8 protein-coding genes are annotated in these 17,953 nt (G+C 72.9%); 2 read left to right on the top strand and 6 right to left on the bottom strand.

Going from position 1 to position 17,953, the window contains the following annotated elements:
* Window positions 1-170 precede the first annotated feature (170 nt).
* Both ACIQPT_RS37230 and ACIQPT_RS37225 read right to left on the bottom strand, forming a co-directional pair.
* Window positions 171-2,573 (bottom strand): ABC transporter permease, encoded by a 2,403-nt coding sequence (locus ACIQPT_RS37230; protein WP_401162754.1) that lies wholly within the window; start codon window positions 2,571-2,573, stop codon window positions 171-173.
* A 5-nt stretch (window positions 2,574-2,578) separates the two neighbouring features.
* Entirely contained in the window at window positions 2,579-3,349 is a 771-nt protein-coding gene (locus ACIQPT_RS37225) for an ABC transporter ATP-binding protein (RefSeq protein WP_401162753.1), read from the bottom strand.
* Between the two features lie 126 nt (window positions 3,350-3,475).
* On the opposite strand from ACIQPT_RS37225, the gene ACIQPT_RS37220 reads away from it, so the two are divergent.
* Together ACIQPT_RS37220 and ACIQPT_RS37215 are read left to right on the top strand one after the other, a co-directional pair.
* A complete protein-coding gene (locus tag ACIQPT_RS37220; protein WP_401162751.1) occupies window positions 3,476-4,693 on the top strand; it encodes a sensor histidine kinase in 1,218 nt (405 codons plus the stop codon).
* Window positions 4,678-5,325, top strand: coding sequence for a response regulator (locus ACIQPT_RS37215; RefSeq protein ID WP_401162749.1), 648 nt, complete (start codon window positions 4,678-4,680; stop codon window positions 5,323-5,325). Before ACIQPT_RS37220 ends, ACIQPT_RS37215 begins: the two co-directional genes overlap by 16 nt.
* Before the next feature lie 97 nt (window positions 5,326-5,422).
* On the opposite strand, the gene ACIQPT_RS37210 is transcribed toward ACIQPT_RS37215, so the two are convergent.
* The 4 genes from ACIQPT_RS37210 to ACIQPT_RS37195 all read right to left on the bottom strand — a co-directional run.
* Window positions 5,423-6,367: a TauD/TfdA family dioxygenase gene (locus tag ACIQPT_RS37210; protein WP_401162747.1), complete on the bottom strand. Its 945-nt coding sequence runs from the start codon at window positions 6,365-6,367 to the stop codon at window positions 5,423-5,425.
* 14 nt (window positions 6,368-6,381) lie between these two features.
* Window positions 6,382-7,422 (bottom strand): MupA/Atu3671 family FMN-dependent luciferase-like monooxygenase, encoded by a 1,041-nt coding sequence (locus ACIQPT_RS37205; RefSeq protein WP_401162744.1) that lies wholly within the window; start codon window positions 7,420-7,422, stop codon window positions 6,382-6,384.
* 11 nt (window positions 7,423-7,433) lie between these two features.
* Window positions 7,434-8,717 (bottom strand): MFS transporter, encoded by a 1,284-nt coding sequence (locus ACIQPT_RS37200; RefSeq protein ID WP_401162742.1) that lies wholly within the window; start codon window positions 8,715-8,717, stop codon window positions 7,434-7,436.
* Window positions 8,714-17,953, bottom strand: a 9,240-nt coding sequence (locus ACIQPT_RS37195) for an amino acid adenylation domain-containing protein (RefSeq protein ID WP_401162741.1), incomplete at its 5' end; no start/stop codon positions are given. The genes ACIQPT_RS37200 and ACIQPT_RS37195, both read right to left, overlap by 4 nt.

Here is a 17,953-nt window from a genome sequence, read left to right as displayed (position 1 = left end):
CCCCACCCCCCCCCCCGGGGGTGCTCGGGGCATTTACGCGGGGGGGGGGGGGGGGGGGGGGGGGGGCGGGCCCGGGCCCCCGGGGGGGGCCCCCCCCGGGGGGGGGGGGGGCCCCCCGCCTCGTCGTGCCGTTCCGATCCTCGCGTGATACTTCGTTCGTCGTGTCCGGCTCAGGCGGCCCGGCGCTTCAGCGTCCTCGACGTGACCGCGACTCCGGCGACGAGTGCCGCGACCAGGGTGCCGATGATCGCGAGGACGACGACGCCCGAGTTCAGGTGCAGGCCGACGTCCGACGAGGTGGCCTCGGAGAGGCCGGCCGCCATGCCGGCCAGCGGGGGCAGCGTCACCAGCACACCGAGAGCGGCGCCGACCACGATGACCAGCGAGGTCTCGCCCGCCGAGGTGAACAGCAGCTGGCGGACGGTGCCGCCCGCGGACTTCATCACCCCGAAGTCGCGCCGCCGGCCGTGGGCGGCCATGGCCATGGAGTTGGCGACGGCGATCACGCTGTAGCCGACGGCGATCACGATCAGCATCATGGCGAGGGACTCGGTGAGCTTGGCGTCGGTGTTGTAGTCGGCCAGCGCGTACTCGGCGGCGTCGTGCAGCGCGACTCCGGGGGCCGCGGCGGAGGCCTTGGCATCGCCGGGGACGAAGATGTCGTCGGTGAGCGCGGCCGGGTCGTGGGCACGGACCAGGTCACGGGCGACCACGAAGTCACCGCGGGCCGGATCGTCGGGCAGCACCTGGGAGACGCGCAGGGTGACGACGGCACCGTCCGCGAACCGGACCGGAACCTCCTGGCCCTGCTTCAGGCCCAGGTCACCGGCCATCTTCTCGCCGAGGACCGCCTGGCCCGGCTTGTCCCACTTCGCATCCCGGCTGCCCAGGACGTCCAGGACGGTGGCCGCTCCGGCGTTCTCGGCCTTCTCGCCCTTCCTGGTCTCGACGAAGGCCCGGGTCGGGAGGGCGGCCTTGCCCACCGGATTGTCCGCGACGACCTCGTCGGTGTTGCCGGGGGTGCCGTCCGGGGTGACGATCGTCTGGCCGGCGACCTTCAGCGCCTCACCTGCCGGGTAGGCGACCCGCATGGTGGACACCATGCCGCTGAGCAGGACCGCGAAGCCGACGGCCGCGATCACCGGGGCCACCAGCGAGGCGGCGCGGTGCGGGTTGGCGACCAGCTCGGCCCGGATGAGGACCGGGGCGGCCTTGCCGTTGCGCTGGAACGGCGCGGTCAGGAACCGGCCGACCGGTCCGACGAACACCGGGGTGAGCAGAGCCGCCGCGACGATCAGCGTCATCGTGGCGAAGATCGCCATGTTGATGCGGTTGTCGGCGGTGGAGGTGGCCGTGCCGATCGCGAGCACGACCCCCAGGCCGAGGACGGAGAGCCCGGCGATCCAGCGTCCCTTCCCCATGCCCTTGTTGGCCGAACGGCTGTCGAGCAGCGCCTCCATGGGGGCGACCTTGGCGGCCTTGCGTCCCGCGCTCCAGGCGCCGATCACACTCACCCCGATGCCCACCAGGGCGCCGGTGAGCAGCGGCCAGGCGGAGACGCCGATCTCCATGCCGGGCGGCGTCACGTCCAGTCCCTTGAGGATCGACAGCAGCGACGGCGTGGCGGCCACGCCCGCCAGGCAGCCGGCGATCGAACCGGCGAGCCCGACGACGGCGGCCTCGCCGAGGATCATGCGGCGGATCTGCCGGGGCGAGGCCCCGATGGTGCGCAGCAGACCGATCTCGCGGCGGCGCATCCCGGTGGACAGGACCAGCATGGAGGCGACCACGAACACCGTGGTGAACAGACCCAGCAGGGCCATGGCACTGATCAGCTGGACACCGAGGAAGCGCTTGTGCTCGATGTACTCGGGCTGCAGTTCGGACCGGCCGTCGCCGGACACCACGCTGCCCTCGTCCCCGATGACCTTCTTCGCGGCGGAGACGATCGCGCCGGTGTCGGCGTCCTCGGCGGGGATCAGGGCGACGGTGGAGACGCCGGGCTGCTGCCGGGCCGCGAACTCCTCGCTGAAGTAGTAGCCGGGTCCGTCCACCGTGCCGACGACCCGGAACCGCTCCTGGCCTTTGGTGATGTTGACGGTCAGCTCGCTGCCCACGGCTGCGCCGAGGGCACGGTCGACGACCACTTCGTCCTCGGCTGCGGGAGCGCGGCCGGAGACGAGCCGGTACGGCGCCATCCGCGCGCTGCCGAAGCCGTGCCCGGACTCGTCGGCGCCCTCGTCGGTGACGGGCTCGCCGTCCTTGATGGCCTGAGCGTAGAAGGAGCGGTCGATCACGGCGTCGGCGACGCCGGGGATCTTCGCCAGGCCGGAGACGATCGGCTCGGCCTCGCTCCGGCTCCACGGCATCCGGTCCTCAGGGCTGCCGTCGGCTTCGACGGCCTGCTTCGGCAGGGCGAGGGCCGCGGTGCCCTCGTAGCGGGGCTGGACCTCGGCGCGGGCGGAGTCGTAGATGACCAGGGTGGTGGTGATCAGGGCCACGCCGACGAGGACGGCGACGAAGGCACCGAGGAAACCGGACCAGCGTTCACGGACGTTCGCGAGGATCAGCATGTCGGTCAGGCCTCCAGCCGGGCCATGTGGGTGGCGATCGCGGCGGCGTTGTCGGTGCCGTCCCGGCGGTCGAGGTGGATGCGGTCGGCGATCCGGCCGTCCTTGAGGAAGACGACGAGGTCGGCGTGGGCCGCGGCCACCGGGTCGTGGGTGACCATCAGGGTGGTCTGGCCCTCCTCGTCGACCAGCATCCGCATCATCCGCAGCACCTCGCGGGAGGTGACCGTGTCCAGGGCGCCGGTCGGCTCGTCCGCGAAGAGGACGTCGGGCCGGGTGACGAGGGCGCGGGCGAGGGCGACGCGCTGCTGCTGCCCACCGGACAGCTCGCTGGGCCGGTGCCCCGCGCGGTCGGCCAGGCCCACCGAGGCGAGCGCCGCGGAGACCTGCTCCCGGCTGACCTTGCGGCCGGCGAACCGGGAGGGCAGCTCCACGTTCTGCGCCGCCGTCAGGGACTCCACCAGGTTGAACGCCTGGAACACGAAACCCACGTGCTTGCGGCGCAGTTCGGTGCGCTGCATCTCGTTCTGCCGCCCGATGTCCACACCGGCCAGGACGATCTGTCCGTCCGAGGGCTCTTCGAGACCGGCCGCGCACTGCAGGAGAGTGGACTTGCCTGAACCGGAGGGGCCCATGATCGCGGTGAAGGTGCCGCGGCGGAAGGAGAGCGAGACGCCGTCCAGGGCGGTGACCTGTCGTCCGCCGGTGCCGTGGACCTTGCGGAGCGAGTGGAGCTCGACCGCGTCCTGTGTGGGGGTGATGTGGCTCGTCGTCGTCATGCACTGATTCCACTGCACCGGGGGTGGCCGGTGCACTGATCCGCTCTCTACTCCTGAGGTAGAGGTACCTCTACCTTCCAGGGCTTCCCGGAGACCCGGAAGAGACCGGATGGGTACGTTGGCCGCATGCAACCCACAACGGCCTGGCAGGCCATGGCACAGCGACCGCTGAGCTTCCTGACCTCCAGCTGGCCCTGGCGGTCCCTCGCGTACCTGAGCGGAGGCGTGCTGGTCGGGGCCGCGGCGGTGGTCGTCTTCACCCTCGGCCTGGCCGCGGGTCTCATCCTCCTGGTCGTCCTGATCGGTATCGCACCCCTGGTCGGCCTGGTCCTCGCCTCCACCCTGGTCGCCACGGTGGAGCGCCGCCGGCTGCGCCTCGTCGACCTCGACCACGTCAGCGACCCGCACCGTGCCCCGGACGCCCCGGGGCCGCGCGGCTGGGTCGCCACCCGGCTCGCGGAGCCGGCGACGTGGCGGGAGATGATGTTCACGCTGCTGTCGGCCGTCGCCCTGTGGTGGCTCGACCTGATGGTGCTCGGCTTCTCCTTCGGACTCCCGGCTACGATGATCGCCTCGACCGACGGCGACACCTGGCCGTGGACGGTGTTCGGCGTGCTGGTGCTGCTCTCCTCGCCGTACACGGTGACCTCATGGGCGGGAGCGCGCGCCGCCATGGCCCGTACCTTCCTCGCCCCGCGGGACCGGGAGCTGGGCGAGGAGCTGCAAGAGGTGCGCGCCTCCCAGTCGCGGCTGCTCGACTCCTTCGACGCCGAACGGGTCCGTATCGAGCGGGATCTGCACGATGGAGCCCAACAGCACCTGGTATCCCTGGGTATGACGCTGGGTCTGATGCGCCTGGACATCGAGGCGGGATCGCCGCAGGACGAGCTGCTCACCCAGGCCGAGCGCCAACTGTCCACGGCGCATCAGGAGTTGCGAGCACTGATCCGCGGGCTGAATCCTCCGGTCCTCGCCGACCACGGGCTCGTGGCGGCGATCGAGGACTACGCGGGCCGCTTCCCCATCCCGGTGACCGTGGACCTGAACCTGCCGGAGCGGTTGCCCAGAAAGCTGGAGACGACCATGTACTACCTGATCAACGAGGCCATGACGAACATCGCCAAACACAGCGGCGCCAAGACCGCCGCGGTCCGCGGCCGCTACCATTCCGATCTGCTGGTCCTCGACATCAAGGACGACGGCCGGGGCGGTCTGGACCCCGCGGGCAGCGGCGTGACCGGGCTCGCGGACCGGGTCACCGCCCTCGACGGCCGGATGCGGGTGTCGAGTCCGTCCGGTGGTCCCACCCTGTTGCACGTGGAGGTTCCGTGTCGCTTCGCCTGATCGTGGCCGAGGATGCCGTCCTGCTGCGCGAGGGCCTGGTCGGGCTGCTCGAACGGGTCGGACACGACGTGGTGTCGGCGGTGGGCGATGCCGACGCCCTGCTCAGCGCGGTCCGCGCCGACCGCCCGGACCTGATCGTCACGGACGTACGGATGCCACCGTCGCTCACCGACGACGGCCTGCGGGCCTCGGTCGAGCTGCGCGCGGAGTTCCCCGGCCTGCCCGTGCTCGTGCTCAGCCAGTACGTGGAGCGCTCCTACGCCCTGCGACTGCTGGACTCCGGCGGTGGCGCCGGGGTGGGCTACCTGCTCAAGGAGCGGGTGAGCGCGGTGGCGGACTTCACGGCGGCGATCGAGAGGGTCGCCGCCGGCGGGACGGCGGTGGACCCCGAGGTCATCCACCAGCTCGTCCAGCTGCGGCAGGACCCGCTGGAGCGGCTCAGTGGCCGGGAGCGCGAGGTGCTCTCGCTGATCGCCGAGGGCCGGTCCAACGCGAGCCTGGCCAAGAAGCTGTTCGTCAGCGAGGCGGCCGTGAACAAGCACATCGGCAACATCTTCACCAAGTTGGACCTCCCGGTGGCCACCGAGGGGCACCGCCGGGTGCTCGCGGTGCTGGCGTACCTGCGGGCCTGACGCGAAACGCCCGGCCGGGAATCCCCGGCCGGGCGCCCGCGTACGGGAACAGCCCGGCGGGGTCTCCCCCGCCGGGTTCCGCCGCTTCGGGGTCCGCTCAGTCGCACATGGCGACGAGGATGCGGCGCGTCCCCTCGAACGGACGGCGGCCGTGGCCCGTGAGGACGTTGTCGATGACGAGTACGTCGCCCTCGCGCCAGTCCACGTCCACGGCCCGTTCCAGGCCGACGTCACGGATGTGCGTGACGTACTCGTCGGGGATGAGGCCGCCGTCCGCGAAGGTGACGTACTGCGGGAACTCCTCGGGCGCCAGGATGTCGTACAGCTCCTTGGAGGTCTCGTCGCCGAGGCCCGCCGGGTGCCACTGGTCGGCCTGGTTGAACCAGACCTCCACACCGGTCACCGGGTGGGTGGTGGTGGCCTTGCGGTGCTGGACGACGCGGATGCCGTCCGGGCCCCACTCCCACTCCGCCTCCGCGGCCGCCAGGTAGCGCTCCACCTCGGCGCGGTCGTCGGTCTCGAAGGTGTCCTGCCAGCTCTTGCCGAGGCCGAAGCCGTCGTGCAGGTTCTGGACGTAGCGGATACCGCCCGCGAACGCCTCCCGGACCTCGGGGCGCAGCGACCGGAGCCACAGCTCGCCGTCCACGACGGGGGTCGCGCCGCCCGACTCGGCGGCCTTCTCGCAGTAGAAGGCGAGCCGGGCAGGCCAACGGCGGGCGTAGTTGAGCTCGTTGTGCATCGAGATGGTGAAGCGCTGCGGGTACTCGGTCGAGGTGTAGAGGTTGCCCTTGACCCGGGTGCGTGGCGAGTTCCCGTGCACGTACGGCAGCCGGGTCGGCAGAAGCCGGTCGAGGACCGGTTCGATGGATTCCGGCGTGACCCCGAAGCCGCGGAAGACGAGCGCCTTGTGCTCGGTCAGCAGGTCGGTGAGGCCTTCGGTGCCCAGGCCGGTCAGGTGCGCGGCCAGGTCCTGGCCGTCGGCCTGCGCCACGGTGATCTCGTGCGGAGCCCACGTGAGGTTCTCGCTCTGGGTGATGCTCATGATGTCTCCTGCTCCTATCGGGAGATGATCTCGTTCAGCTTGCCGAGCTTCTCGATGCCTTCCAGTACGGCCCTCGGCTCCACACCGAAGTCGACCAGGCAGCCGATCTCGTCGACGCCCAGGGCCCGTATGTGCGGCAGCAGTTCGGCGGCCCGCTCGACGCTGCCGAAGAGGCCTCCGGTGTCGAAGTACCGGTCGAAGGCGCGGGCGGCGAGGTAGTCCATATCGTCGGCGTTGAGGTCGGACAGGTCCGTTTCCTTGCCGGTGAACGACTTGGCGGTGAGGTTGGCGGAACTCTTCAGGTAGTTGGTGAAGGGCTCGCGCACCTGCTCGCGGACCTGGTCCAGGTCGTCGCCGAGCAGGGTGTGCAGCATCAGCACGACATGACCGGACCAGCCGTCGTGCTCCTCGGCGGCGACCCGCCGGTACTCGGCGATCTTGCCGGCGACCTCCTCCAGGGACTGACCGAGCAGATGGGTCAGGATGCCCGCCTTCATGCGAGCGGCGGCCCGGAAGGTGTCGACGCCGCCGGCCGAGGTCAGCCAGACCGGCAACTCGCTCTGGACGGCGGGCGGATAGGCCCGGATGTCGACCGGTCGGCCCAGCCCGTCGGTGGTGGAGAGGGCCTCGCCGCGCCACAGCCGGCGCACCTCGTCCGCGGTGTCGCGGACCAGTGCACGGCGGTCGGCGTGGTTCTCCGGGCGCAGCGCGAAGTCGACGGTGTTCCAGCCGGAGGCGAAGGCGACGCCCGCGCGGCCGCCGGAGAGGTTGTCGACCACCGCCCACTCCTCGGCGATCCGCGCCGGGTGGTGCAGCGGTGCGACGACGCTCCCGGCCCGGATGCCCACCCGCTGGGTGCACATCGCCACGGCGGCGCCGAGCACGGCCGGGTTGGGGTAGGCCCCGCCGAAGGGGTCGAAATGCCGCTCGGGGGTCCAGACGGCGGCCAGGCCCGACCGGTCGGCGAGCTTCGCTCCCTCGATCAGCAGCTCGTAGCGGCCGGCCTCGCCCGGCGCGGTCGAGTCGTGCGCGAAATAGAACAGGCTCAGGTCCATGGAGGGTCCTTTCAGGTGTCGGGCGGGGACGCCGGAGGCGTCGCGGGGCGGGCCATGTCAGGGATGCGGGCCTTGCGGACGGCCGGGATCAGCGCGGCCACCGCGGCGGTGACGGCCATCAGACCGGCCGCCACCAGCAGGGAGAGCAGCCCGCGATAGGACTCCAGGAGCTTTCCCGCGCAGAGCGCACCCGCGGTGGTACCGAGAGCGACGACGAGGCCGGACAGCGCCGCGACCCGGCCCTGCAACTCCGCCGGCGTGAGGGTGACCTGGTAGACAGCCGTGGCCACACCGAACACCGCGCCGATGATGTTCATCAGCGCGAACAGCACCCCGAGCTGCACCGGCCCCCGCGTCCAGGCCATGCCGGTCATCAGCGCGGCCCACAGGGCCAGGCCGCCGATCAGCAGGACGGACAGCGGCAGCCGTTCCATGAACCGGCGCGCGCTGAGCGCGCCGAGCAGACCGCCGCAGCCGCTGATCCCGAGGACCAGTCCCAAGGTGGCTTCCGGCAGGCCCTGTTCCTTGACCAGGATCACGACCAGGCCCTGCATCACCACTTGCAGCAGGGCCGTGGACACGGTGACCACGGGCAGCATGGCGCGCAGCGCCGGCTGGCCCAGCAGCCAGCGCAGGGCGTCGGCGAGGTCGCGGTGCGGCGCCCGCCGCGGCCCCTGGTGCTCCGTCCTCAGGTCGGCCCGGATGAACCGCAGGTTGACGGCCGCGACCAGCGCCCCGAGTGTGGCGGCGAGGAAGGGACTCCAGCGGGTCCAGGTGAACAGCACGGTGCCGGCGGGCCCGCCCAGCAGTCCGGCGATCCGGCCGCGCGCCTCGTTCTGGGACAGTGCGGCCGGAAGCTGCTCCCCGGGGACGACCGTGCGGACGGCTGCCCGTTCGGCGAGCGAGGAGACGATCGCCAGTGAGACCTCGACGGCGATCAGCACCAGCAGCAGCCCCATGCCGAGTGCGCCGAGGGCCAGCGTGCCGCCCACCGCGCCGAGCGCGAGGATCCGGCCGACGGCGCACCAGCGCATGACCGCGCGCCGGTCCCAACGGTCGACCAGGACGCCGGCCGGCAACTGGACCACGGCCTGCGGCAGTACGGCCGCGGCCGAGGCCAGGCCGACCGCCGAGGGCGAACCCCCGGAGATCTGGAGCGCGAGCAGCGGGTAGCAGACGCTGCTCATCCGGGAACCGAAGAACTGCATCCAGTTGCCGGTCCACAGCAGCAGGAAGTCGCGGTTGCGGCGCAGCGGAACCGGTGCCGCAACCGTCGTCTCGTCCAGCGCTGTCATGCGATGAGCCTGCGCCCGGCGTCTACGGCGGTTCTACGAGCGCCGGTGGGGGACTCCTCGGCTGCCGCCGCCTCCTCCAGTTCCGCGAGCCGTTCGGCCAGGACGCGGCCGACCCGGGCGATCGGCCCCGGCCGGGTCATCAGCCCCTCGTGGTCGCTGTCCACGTCGTGGTTGACGATCTCGCCGCCGACATGGTCCGACCAGGCCCGGTGGCCGCGCTCGCGGACCAGCGCCCCCCGGTCGCGTTCGGCGGTGACGAAGAGCATGTCGCCGCTGAACCAGGGTGGGTTGTGGGCCCACATGAGCCGGGTGTTGTTGACGTAGACGTCCTTCATGGCGAGGATCTCGCGCTCGTCGAACCGCGCCATCACCTTGTTCTCCCGGGCCAGGAACGCCCGGTAGCGCTCGATCGGGAAGGTCTGCGCGGTCAGCTCGGCCTCCTGGAAGTCGAAGCCGATCGCCCGCAGGTTGTGCGCGACGATCGTCGCCTCGGAGGGCGGCTCGGCTCCGGCCGCGTGGGCGACCGGGTAGGCGTCGAGTACGGCGAGGAGTTCCACCCGCGCGCCACGGCGCTCCAGTTCGGCCGCCACGGCGTGCGCGATCGTCCCGCCGACCGACCAGCCGAGCAGCCGGTAGGGGCCGTCGGGGGTGACGGCCGTGATCTGGTCGGCGTAGTCGGCGGCCATCTCCTCGATGGAGGCGGGAAGCGGCCCCGCGCCGTCGGTGCCGCGCGCCTGGAGCCCGTACAGCGGGTACTGCGGGCCCAGGTGGGCGAGCAGACCCAGGTAGACCCAGCTGAGGCCGGCGGCCGGGTGCACGCAGAACAGGGGGGACGCCGGGCCGGAGGCGCGCAGCGGCACCAGCACGCCGTGTCCGTCGCGCGCCCCGTCCGGCTCCAGCTCCCGCAGCAGCGCGGCGGGGGTGGGTGCCTGGAAGAGGCGGCGCAGCGGCACGTCGACCCCGAGGACGGCGCCCACCCGGCCGACGAGCCGGGTGGCGAGCAGGGAGTGCCCGCCGTTCTCGAAGAAGTTGTCGTCGAGTCCGAAGTGCGGGAGGCCGAGGACCTCGGCGAACAGGGCGCACATCAGCTCTTCGCGCGGGGTGACCGGTGCGCGTCCCTCACCGCGCGTGCCGTAGTCGGGCACGGGCAGCGCGGCCCGGTCCACCTTGCCGTTCGGGGTGAGCGGCAGGGCGTCCAGGACGACCACGGCCGCGGGCACCATGTGCGCGGGCAGCGTCTCCTTGAGCCGGTCGCGCAGGACGGGGCCCAGTGCGGTGTCGTCGCGCCGGCTGGCCGGAGCGTTGGCCGACGGCCGGACCCCGGGGCCGGGCGCCGGGCGGTGGACCCCGGCGACGGCCAGGTCCACGGGCCCGTCGCCGCGGACGAACAGCGCGTCCAGCGCGCCGTCGTCGGTGCCCTCGGCCGCCCAGGTGACGGCCACCCGGTGACCGGTGCGCTCGGCGAGCGCGTACAGCTCCTCCGGGTCGACGGCCGCCTCTTGCTTCGCCTCCTCGTCGAACAGGGCGCGCAGTGAAGCCACTTCGTCCGAGAGACGGAGGTTGGGGATGCCGGTGACCCGCAGCGCGGGACGTCCCGCGGCCAGCTCGTCCGCCAGCGCGTCGCGTCCGCCCACCCGCTCGCCCCAGGGCAGGGCGGGGGCGTCGGGCGCCTCCGTACCGGGTGAGGTGCGCAGCACCACGTCGTAGCGGTGCCGGGTGAGTTCGTTGTGGTGCGTGCCGCGCCGCACCCGCACGTCGACGCCGTACGGGCCGGCCCGCTCCGTGAACCACTCGGGTGCGAGCAGGAGTTCCTTCTCGCGGGCCACGGATCGCTCGACGTCCGCCCGCAGCGCGTCCTGTCCGGCTCCCTCGGACACGGCGTCCTGCCCGACCCGCGCGACGGCGCCGCGCAGGGTGCGCAGGGTGCTCAGGTTGCGGACGTCGCCGATGAAGACTCTGCCGCCGGGGGCCAGCAGGGCCCGTACCTTGCCGAGGACCTCCGTGAGGTAGTCGGCGCTCGGGAAGTACTGGACCACCGAGTTGAGCACGACGGTGTCGAAGGCGCCCGTGGGCAGGCCGTCGGTGTCGTGGGCGGGCTGGGCGGTCAGGGTGACCCGTTCGGCCAGGCCGGACTGTCCGGTGACCTGGTGGCGCAGCCTTTCCACGACGGAGGCGGACAGATCGGTGCCCCAGTAGCTCTCGCAGTGCGGGGCGACATGGGCGAGGATCAGGCCGGTGCCGACGCCGATCTCCAGGACCCGGCGCGGCCTGTCGGCGAGGATCCGCTCGACCGTCGCCGCGCGCCACTCGCGCATCTCCTCCAGCGGGATCGGAGCGCCCGTGTACGTGGAGCGCCAGATGCCGAAGTCCTCACCGAGGGTGTCGGAGCCCGGGTCGCCGTAGAGGGCGTCGTAGGCCTCCTCCCACTCGCGGACCTGGCTCTCCTCGGCCTCGGTGTCCCGGCCGCCGTCGCCGCGGTCCGGGACCCCGTACGCGACCAGACGCTTGTCGCCCGGGGTGTCCTCGCGGGCGACGACGACCGCCTGGGCGAGTTCGCCGCGGGAGGTCAGCGCGGCCTCGATCTCGCCGAGTTCGATCCGGAAGCCGCGCACCTTGACCTGATGGTCGGTTCGGCCGATGTACTCCAGGTCGCCGCCGGCGCTCCAGCGGACCAGGTCGCCGGTACGGTACATCCGGCCGCCCGGGGGCCCGAAGGGGTCGGCGGTGAACCGCTCCGCGGACAGGCCGGGCCGGTTCAGGTAGCCGCGCGCGACACCGGTACCGGCGATGTACAGCTCTCCGGCCTCGCCGGGCGCCACCGGCCGCAGCCCGCCGTCCAGGACGTACACCTGGGTGTTGTCCAGGGGGCGGCCGATGGGCGGGCGTTCACAGCCGGCGTCGTCGAGGACGGCGGCGGTGGACCAGATGGTGGTCTCCGTCGGCCCGTAGACGTTGGTGAGGGAGCCGCCCAGGTCGTGCAGCGCACGGCCGAGCGGTCCGGGCAACGCCTCGCCGCCGACGAGCTTGACGAGTCCGCGCAGCGCCTCGGGCCGGGCGGTGACCAGGCCCTGCCAGGCGGTCGGGGTGGCCTGGAGCACGGTCGTCCCCGACTCCTCGACGAGCCGCGCGAGGGCCACCGGATCCTTGACGGTCTCGCGGGACGCGAGCACCAGGCGGGCACCGTGCGCGAGCGGTGTCCACAGCTCCAGGTTGGAGATGTCGAAGCCGATCGTGGTGACGGCCAGCACCCGGTCGTCGGCGGTCAGGCGCAGCCGCCCCTGGATGGCGTTGAGCAGGTTGAGCAGGTTGCCGTGGCCGACGACGACGCCCTTGGGGCGGCCGGTCGAGCCGGAGGTGTAGATGACGTACGCCGGGTGGCCGGGGTGGGGTGCGGCAATGTGGCGGACCAGGCCGAGTTCGGGTTCGGTGACCGCGTCGAGTGCGTCCAGGGTCCCGGGGTCGTCCAGGACCAGGCGGGCCACGCCGTCGCCGTCGGGCAGGCCGGGCGCGGTCTCCCCATCCGTGAGCAGCAGAGCCGGAGCGGCGTCGGCCAGCATGTAGGCGACGCGGTCGGCCGGGTACTCCGGGTCGATCGGGACGTACGCCGCACCGGACTTGAGGACCGCGAGCAGAGCCACGACCATCGCGTCGGTGCGCGGCAGGGCCACCGCGACAAGGTCCTCGGCGCCGACCCCGCGGGCGGCGAGCAGGTGGGCGAGCCGGTCGGAGCGCAGGTCGAGTGCGCGGTAGTCGAGGGTCAGGTCGCCGAAGTCGAGCGCGGGGGCGTGCGGGGTGCGCGCCGCCCGGGCGCGGAACAGGGCCGGCAGGTGCTCGTGGGGCAGGTCGCGGGCGGTGTCGTTCCAGGCCACGAGGAGTCGGCCGCGGTCGCTCTCGGAGAGCGTGTCGAGGGCACCCACCGGTGCGTCGGGCCGGTCGGCCGCGGCCGTGAGGAGGGCGACGAGCCGGTCGGCGAGACCGCGGGCCGTGTCCCGGTCGAACAGGTCGGCGGCGTACTCCAGGACGCCCGCGACCCCGCCGGGTGTGCCGTCCGCGGTGCGCCGTTCCCCGAGCCGGAACATCAGATCGAAGCGGGCGACGCCGGTGCCGACCCCCTGGCCGGACGCGGCCACGTCGGGCGCCGGCCCGGCGTGAGCGGGGTCCGCGGTGTCGCGTGCGGCCACGTTGTCGAAGGTCAGCATGGTCTGGAACAGCGGATGGCGGGCCATGGAGCGGACCGGGTTGAGCGCGTCGACGAGCCGCTCGAAGGGCACGTCCTGGTGGGCGTAGGCGGTCAGGTCGGTCTCGCGGACCTTGGCCACGAGCGCGGTGAACGGCTCGTCGGCCGCCACCTCGGTGCGCAGCACGAGGGTGTTGGCGAAGAAGCCGACCAGGTCTTCGAGGGCCTCGTCGGTGCGGCCGGCGATCGGTGTGCCGATCGGGATGTCGGTGGAGCCGCTCAACTTGGCGAGCAGGGCCGCCAGTCCGGCCTGCACGACCATGAAGAGGCTGGCGTGGCTCTCTCGGGCCAGCTCGGTGAGCCGGGCGTGCGTCGCGGCCGGGATCTCCACGTCGAGCAGGTCCCCCCGGTAGGAGGAGACGGCCGGGCGCGGCCGGTCGGTGGGCAGGTCGAGCTCCTCGGGCAGACCGGCCAGCGCTTGTCGCCAGTGCGCGAGCTGGCGTGCCGCGACGCTGTCCGGGTCGTCCTCGGAGCCGAGCAGCTCGCGCTGCCACAGGGTGTAGTCGGCGTACTGCACGGGCAGCGGCGCCCAGGCGGGCGCCTCGCCGGCGCAGCGCGCCGCGTAGGCGGTGGTGAGGTCGCGCACCAGCAACGGCATCGACCAGCCGTCGGTGGCGATGTGGTGCACCAGCACCAGCAGCACGTGTTCGTCGGGACCGACGGTGAACAGCGCGGCCCGCAGCGGCGCTTCGGTACCGATGTCGAAGGTGTGGCGTGCCTCCCGTTCGAGGTCCGCGACCACGTCCTCCTCGGTGGACTCGCGCAGGGTCAGCGCGGGACGGGCGTCGGCCGCGTCGAGGACGGTCTGGTAGGGGCCGTCGGCGTCCTCCGCGAAGACCGTGCGCAGGGCCTCGTGGCGCCGGGCGAGGTCGGCGAGGGCCTCGGTGAGCGCACCCCGGTCGACCGCGCCGGAGAGCCGGAGTGCGGTCGGCACGTTGTAGGTGTGGCTGCGCCCCTCGAACCGGTGGAGGAACCACAGGCGTTGCTGGGCCGAGGAGAGCGGGATGCGCGCGGAGCGCTCGGCGGCGAGCAGCGGTGGCCGGGAGGGCCCGCCGGAGCCGAAGGCCGCGGCGAGTCCGGCGACCGTCGGCGTCTCGAAGAACTGGCGGATGGTGAGCTCCTCGCCGAGGGTGGCGCGGATCCGTCCGGCGAGGCGGGTGGCGAGCAGCGAGTGGCCGCCGAGGGCGAAGAAGTCGTCGTCGACGAACACCTCGGGCAGGCCGAGGACTTCGGCGAACAGGCCGCAGAGGATCACCTCGTGCGGGGTGCGAGGGGACCGGCCTCCCCGTGCGGGGCCGTACTCGGGTGCGGGCAGCGCGGCTCGGTCCAGCTTGCCGCTGGGGTTGAGCGGCAGGGTGTCCAGGGCGACGAAGGCGGAGGGCACCATGTGCTCGGGCAGGGCCGCGGCCACATGGGCGCGCAGCCCGGCCCGGTCGACGGTGTGCCCCGGGGCGGGGACCACATACGCCACCAGCCGTTTGTCGCCGGGCCTGTCCTCGCGGACGAGGACCGCGGTACGGGCGACGTCGACGTGGCCGAGCACGATCGCCTCGATCTCGCCGGGTTCGATACGGAAGCCGCGGACCTTGACCTGGAAGTCGGTGCGGCCGAGGTAGTCGAGATTCCCGTCGGCGCTCCAGCGGACGAGGTCGCCGGTCCGGTACATGCGGGTGCCGGCGGCACCGTGCGGGTCGGCCACGAACCGCTCGGCCGACAGGCCGGGGCGGCGGTGGTAGCCGCGGGCCAGCCCGGGGCCCGCGATGTACAGCTCGCCCGCGACGCCGACCGGGACCGGTTGCAGGGCCTGGTCGAGGACGTAGAGGCGGGTGTTGCGGATCGGGGCGCCGATCGGCGGTACGCCGGTGATCTCGTCGCGGCTGTACCACGCGGCGGCGTACACGGTGGCCTCGGTGGGTCCGTAGATGTTGGCGAACCGGCCGGCTCCGACGGCGCGGACGACGTCGCCCGCGTCGCGGGCGGAGACGGCCTCGCCGGCGAGCACCACCTCGCGGGCCCGGACCAGCGGGCCGCCGTCGCCGACGAGCTGGGCGACGGCTGAGGGCACCCCGCTGATCAGGGAGACGGAGCGGCCCGCGTGGGCGGGTTCGCCCAGTTCCAGGACGTCGCGCATCACCTCGACGGAGCCGCCGCTGAGCAGCGGGCCGAACATCTCGAAGACGGAGACGTCGAAGTTGAGCGAGGTGGAGGCCACCACGTGCGCCATGCCCTCGGCGCCGAACTCGCCCACGGCCCAGGCCGCCAGGTCGGCGACGTTCTCGTGCGGCACCACGACGCCCTTGGGCAGGCCGGTGGAGCCGGAGGTGTAGATCGCGTAGGCGGCGTGCGCGGGCAACAGCGGCGCCGTGCGCTCCGCGTCGCTCACCGGGCCCGCGGGCAGGGCGGCGAGCGCGGCCTCGGTGGCGGGGTCGTCGAGCACGAGGGGCTCGGCGTGCCCGACGGGCAGCCCGTCGAGCACCTCCCGTGAGGTGAGCAGCAGGCCGGGGGCGGCGTCGCGCAGCAGATGGGCCTGGCGGTCGGCCGGGTAGTTCGGGTCCACGGGCACGTAGGCGGCACCGGACTTGAGGACGCCGAGGACCGCGACGAGGGTGAGCTCGGTACGCGGGAGGGCGATTCCCACGAACTGTTCGGGCCCGGCTCCGCGCGCGATCAGGAGCCGCGCCAGCCGGTCGGAGCGGGCGTCGAGTTCGGCGTACGACAGGGTCCGGTCCCGGTGCCGGACGGCGGGCGCTTCGGGCGTACGCCCGGCCTGGGCCGCGAACAGTGCGGGCAGCGTCGCCCGTGGCACCCTCGCGGCGGTGTCGAGCCAGCTGCCGAGGATGCGCCCGCGCTCGTCGTCCTCCAGGACGCCGATCCGGCTCAGGGGCAGCTCGGGCCGTTCGGTCAGGGCGTCGAGCAGCAGGGCGAGGCGGCGGACCAAGGTCTCGGCGGTGGAGCGGTCGAAGAGGTCCTCGCTGTATTCGAGGTGCCCGGTGATGCCCGCGGGGGTGCCGTCCTCGGCGCGGCTGTCGGCCACGGCGAGCAGCAGGTCGAACTGGGCGGCACCGGTGCCGACCTTGTCGCCGGAAACGGTGAGGCCGGGCAGGCGGCCCTCGCCGAGTGTGGCCTTCTGGTCGACGTTGTTGAAGGCGAGCATGGTCTGGAAGAGCGGGTGGCGGGCCATCGCGCGGGGCGGGTTGAGGACTTCCACCAGCCGCTCGAAGGGCACGTCCTGGTGGGCGTAGGCAGCGAGGTCGGTCTGCCGGGCGCGCTCCACCAGCTCGGTGAAGGTCGGGTCTCCGGCGACGTCCGTGCGCAGTACGAGGGTGTTGACGAAGAACCCGACGAGGTCCTCCAGCGCCTCGTCGGTGCGGCCGGCGATCGGTGTGCCGATCGGGATGTCGGTGGAGCCGCTCAACTTGGCGAGCAGGGCCGCCAGTCCGGCCTGGACGACCATGAAGAGGCTGGACCGGTTCTCGCGGGCGAGGTGTTCGAGGCGCCGGTGCAGTTCGGCGGGGAGGGCGACGGGCACGGTGGCCCCGCGGTAGCTGCTCTCCGCGGGCCGGGGCCGGTCGGTGGGCAGGCTCAGTTCCTCGGGCAGGTCCCGCAGAGCCTCGCTCCAGTGGGCGACCTGGCGGCTGACAAGGCTGTCGGGGTCGTGCTCGGAGCCGAGCACCTCGTGCTGCCACAGGGTGTAGTCGGCGTACTGCACGGGCAGCGGCGCCCAGGCGGGCGCCTCGCCGGCGCAGCGCGCCGCGTAGGCGGTGGTGAGATCGCGGACCAGGACCGGGGTGGACCAGCCGCCGTCGCCGGCGATGTGGTGGACGAGCAGCATCAGGACGTGGTCGTCCGGACCGAGCTCGAACAGGTGGGCGCGCAACGGTGGTTCGGCCGCGAGGTCGAAGCCCTGGCGCGCGGCCCGGCGCAGTTCGTCCGCCAGGCCATCCGCGTCGGTGCGGACGATCCGGGGTTCGGGGCGTGCCTGCTCGGGCGTCAGGACGATCTGGTGCGGCCCCTGTTCGTCCTCGGCGAAGACGGTGCGCAGGCTCTCGTGCCGGGTGACGACGTCAGCCAGCGCGGCGGCCAGCGCCTCGCGGTCGAGGAAGCCGGACAGGTGCAGCGTGGTGGGGATGTTGTGGGCCGCGCCGGGTCCTTCCAGCCGGCTGAGGAACCACAGGCGACGCTGGGCGAAGGAGACCGGTATCCGCTCGGGGCGCGGCCGGGCCTCCAGGGCGGGGCGGGCCGTGTCGCCGCCGGCGAGCAGCGCGGCGAGCCCGGCGACCGTCGGGGTCTCGAAGAGCTGGCGAACGGGCAGCTCCACGCCGAGCGTGCCGCGCACCCGGGTCATCAGGCGCAGGGCGAGCAGCGAGTGGCCGCCGAGCGAGAAGAAGTCCTCGTCGACCGAGACCCTGGCCACCCCGAGGACCTCGGCGAACAGGCCGCACAGGATCTCCTCCTGCGGGGTGCGCGGGGCACGGCCGGTGCTGTCCAGACCGTACGTGGGGGCGGGCAGGGCGGCGCGGTCGAGCTTGCCGTTGGGCGTCAGCGGCAGGGTGTCGAGGGTGACGAAGGCCGAGGGCACCATGTACTCGGGCAGGGAGGCCGCCGCGAACTTGCGCAGAAGTACGGGGTGCGGGCCGTTGTTCCCGCCGACGGGTACGACGTAGGCGACGATGCGTTTGTCGCCCGGGGCGTCCTCGCGGACCTGGACAGTGACCTGCCCGACATCCGGGTGTCCGGCGAGAACGCTCTCGATCTCGCCGAGTTCGATGCGGAAACCACGCACCTTGACCTGGAAATCACTACGCCCGATGTACTCCAGATCACCGGCGGCCGAGCACCGTACCAGGTCACCGGTCCGATACATCCGCGCACCGGACGCACCGAACGGGTCGGCCACGAACCGTTCCGCCGACAACCCCGGACGCCGGTGATAACCCCGGGCCAGACCCGCACCCGCGATATACAACTCACCCGCCACACCGGCCGGCACCGGACGCAA

It is taken from the genome of Streptomyces sp. NPDC091289, from assembly GCF_044757365.1.
Lineage (GTDB): Bacteria > Actinomycetota > Actinomycetes > Streptomycetales > Streptomycetaceae > Streptomyces.
The sequence above is the reverse complement of the archived record's forward strand: the minus strand, read 5'-3'. Positions and strand labels throughout refer to the sequence as shown.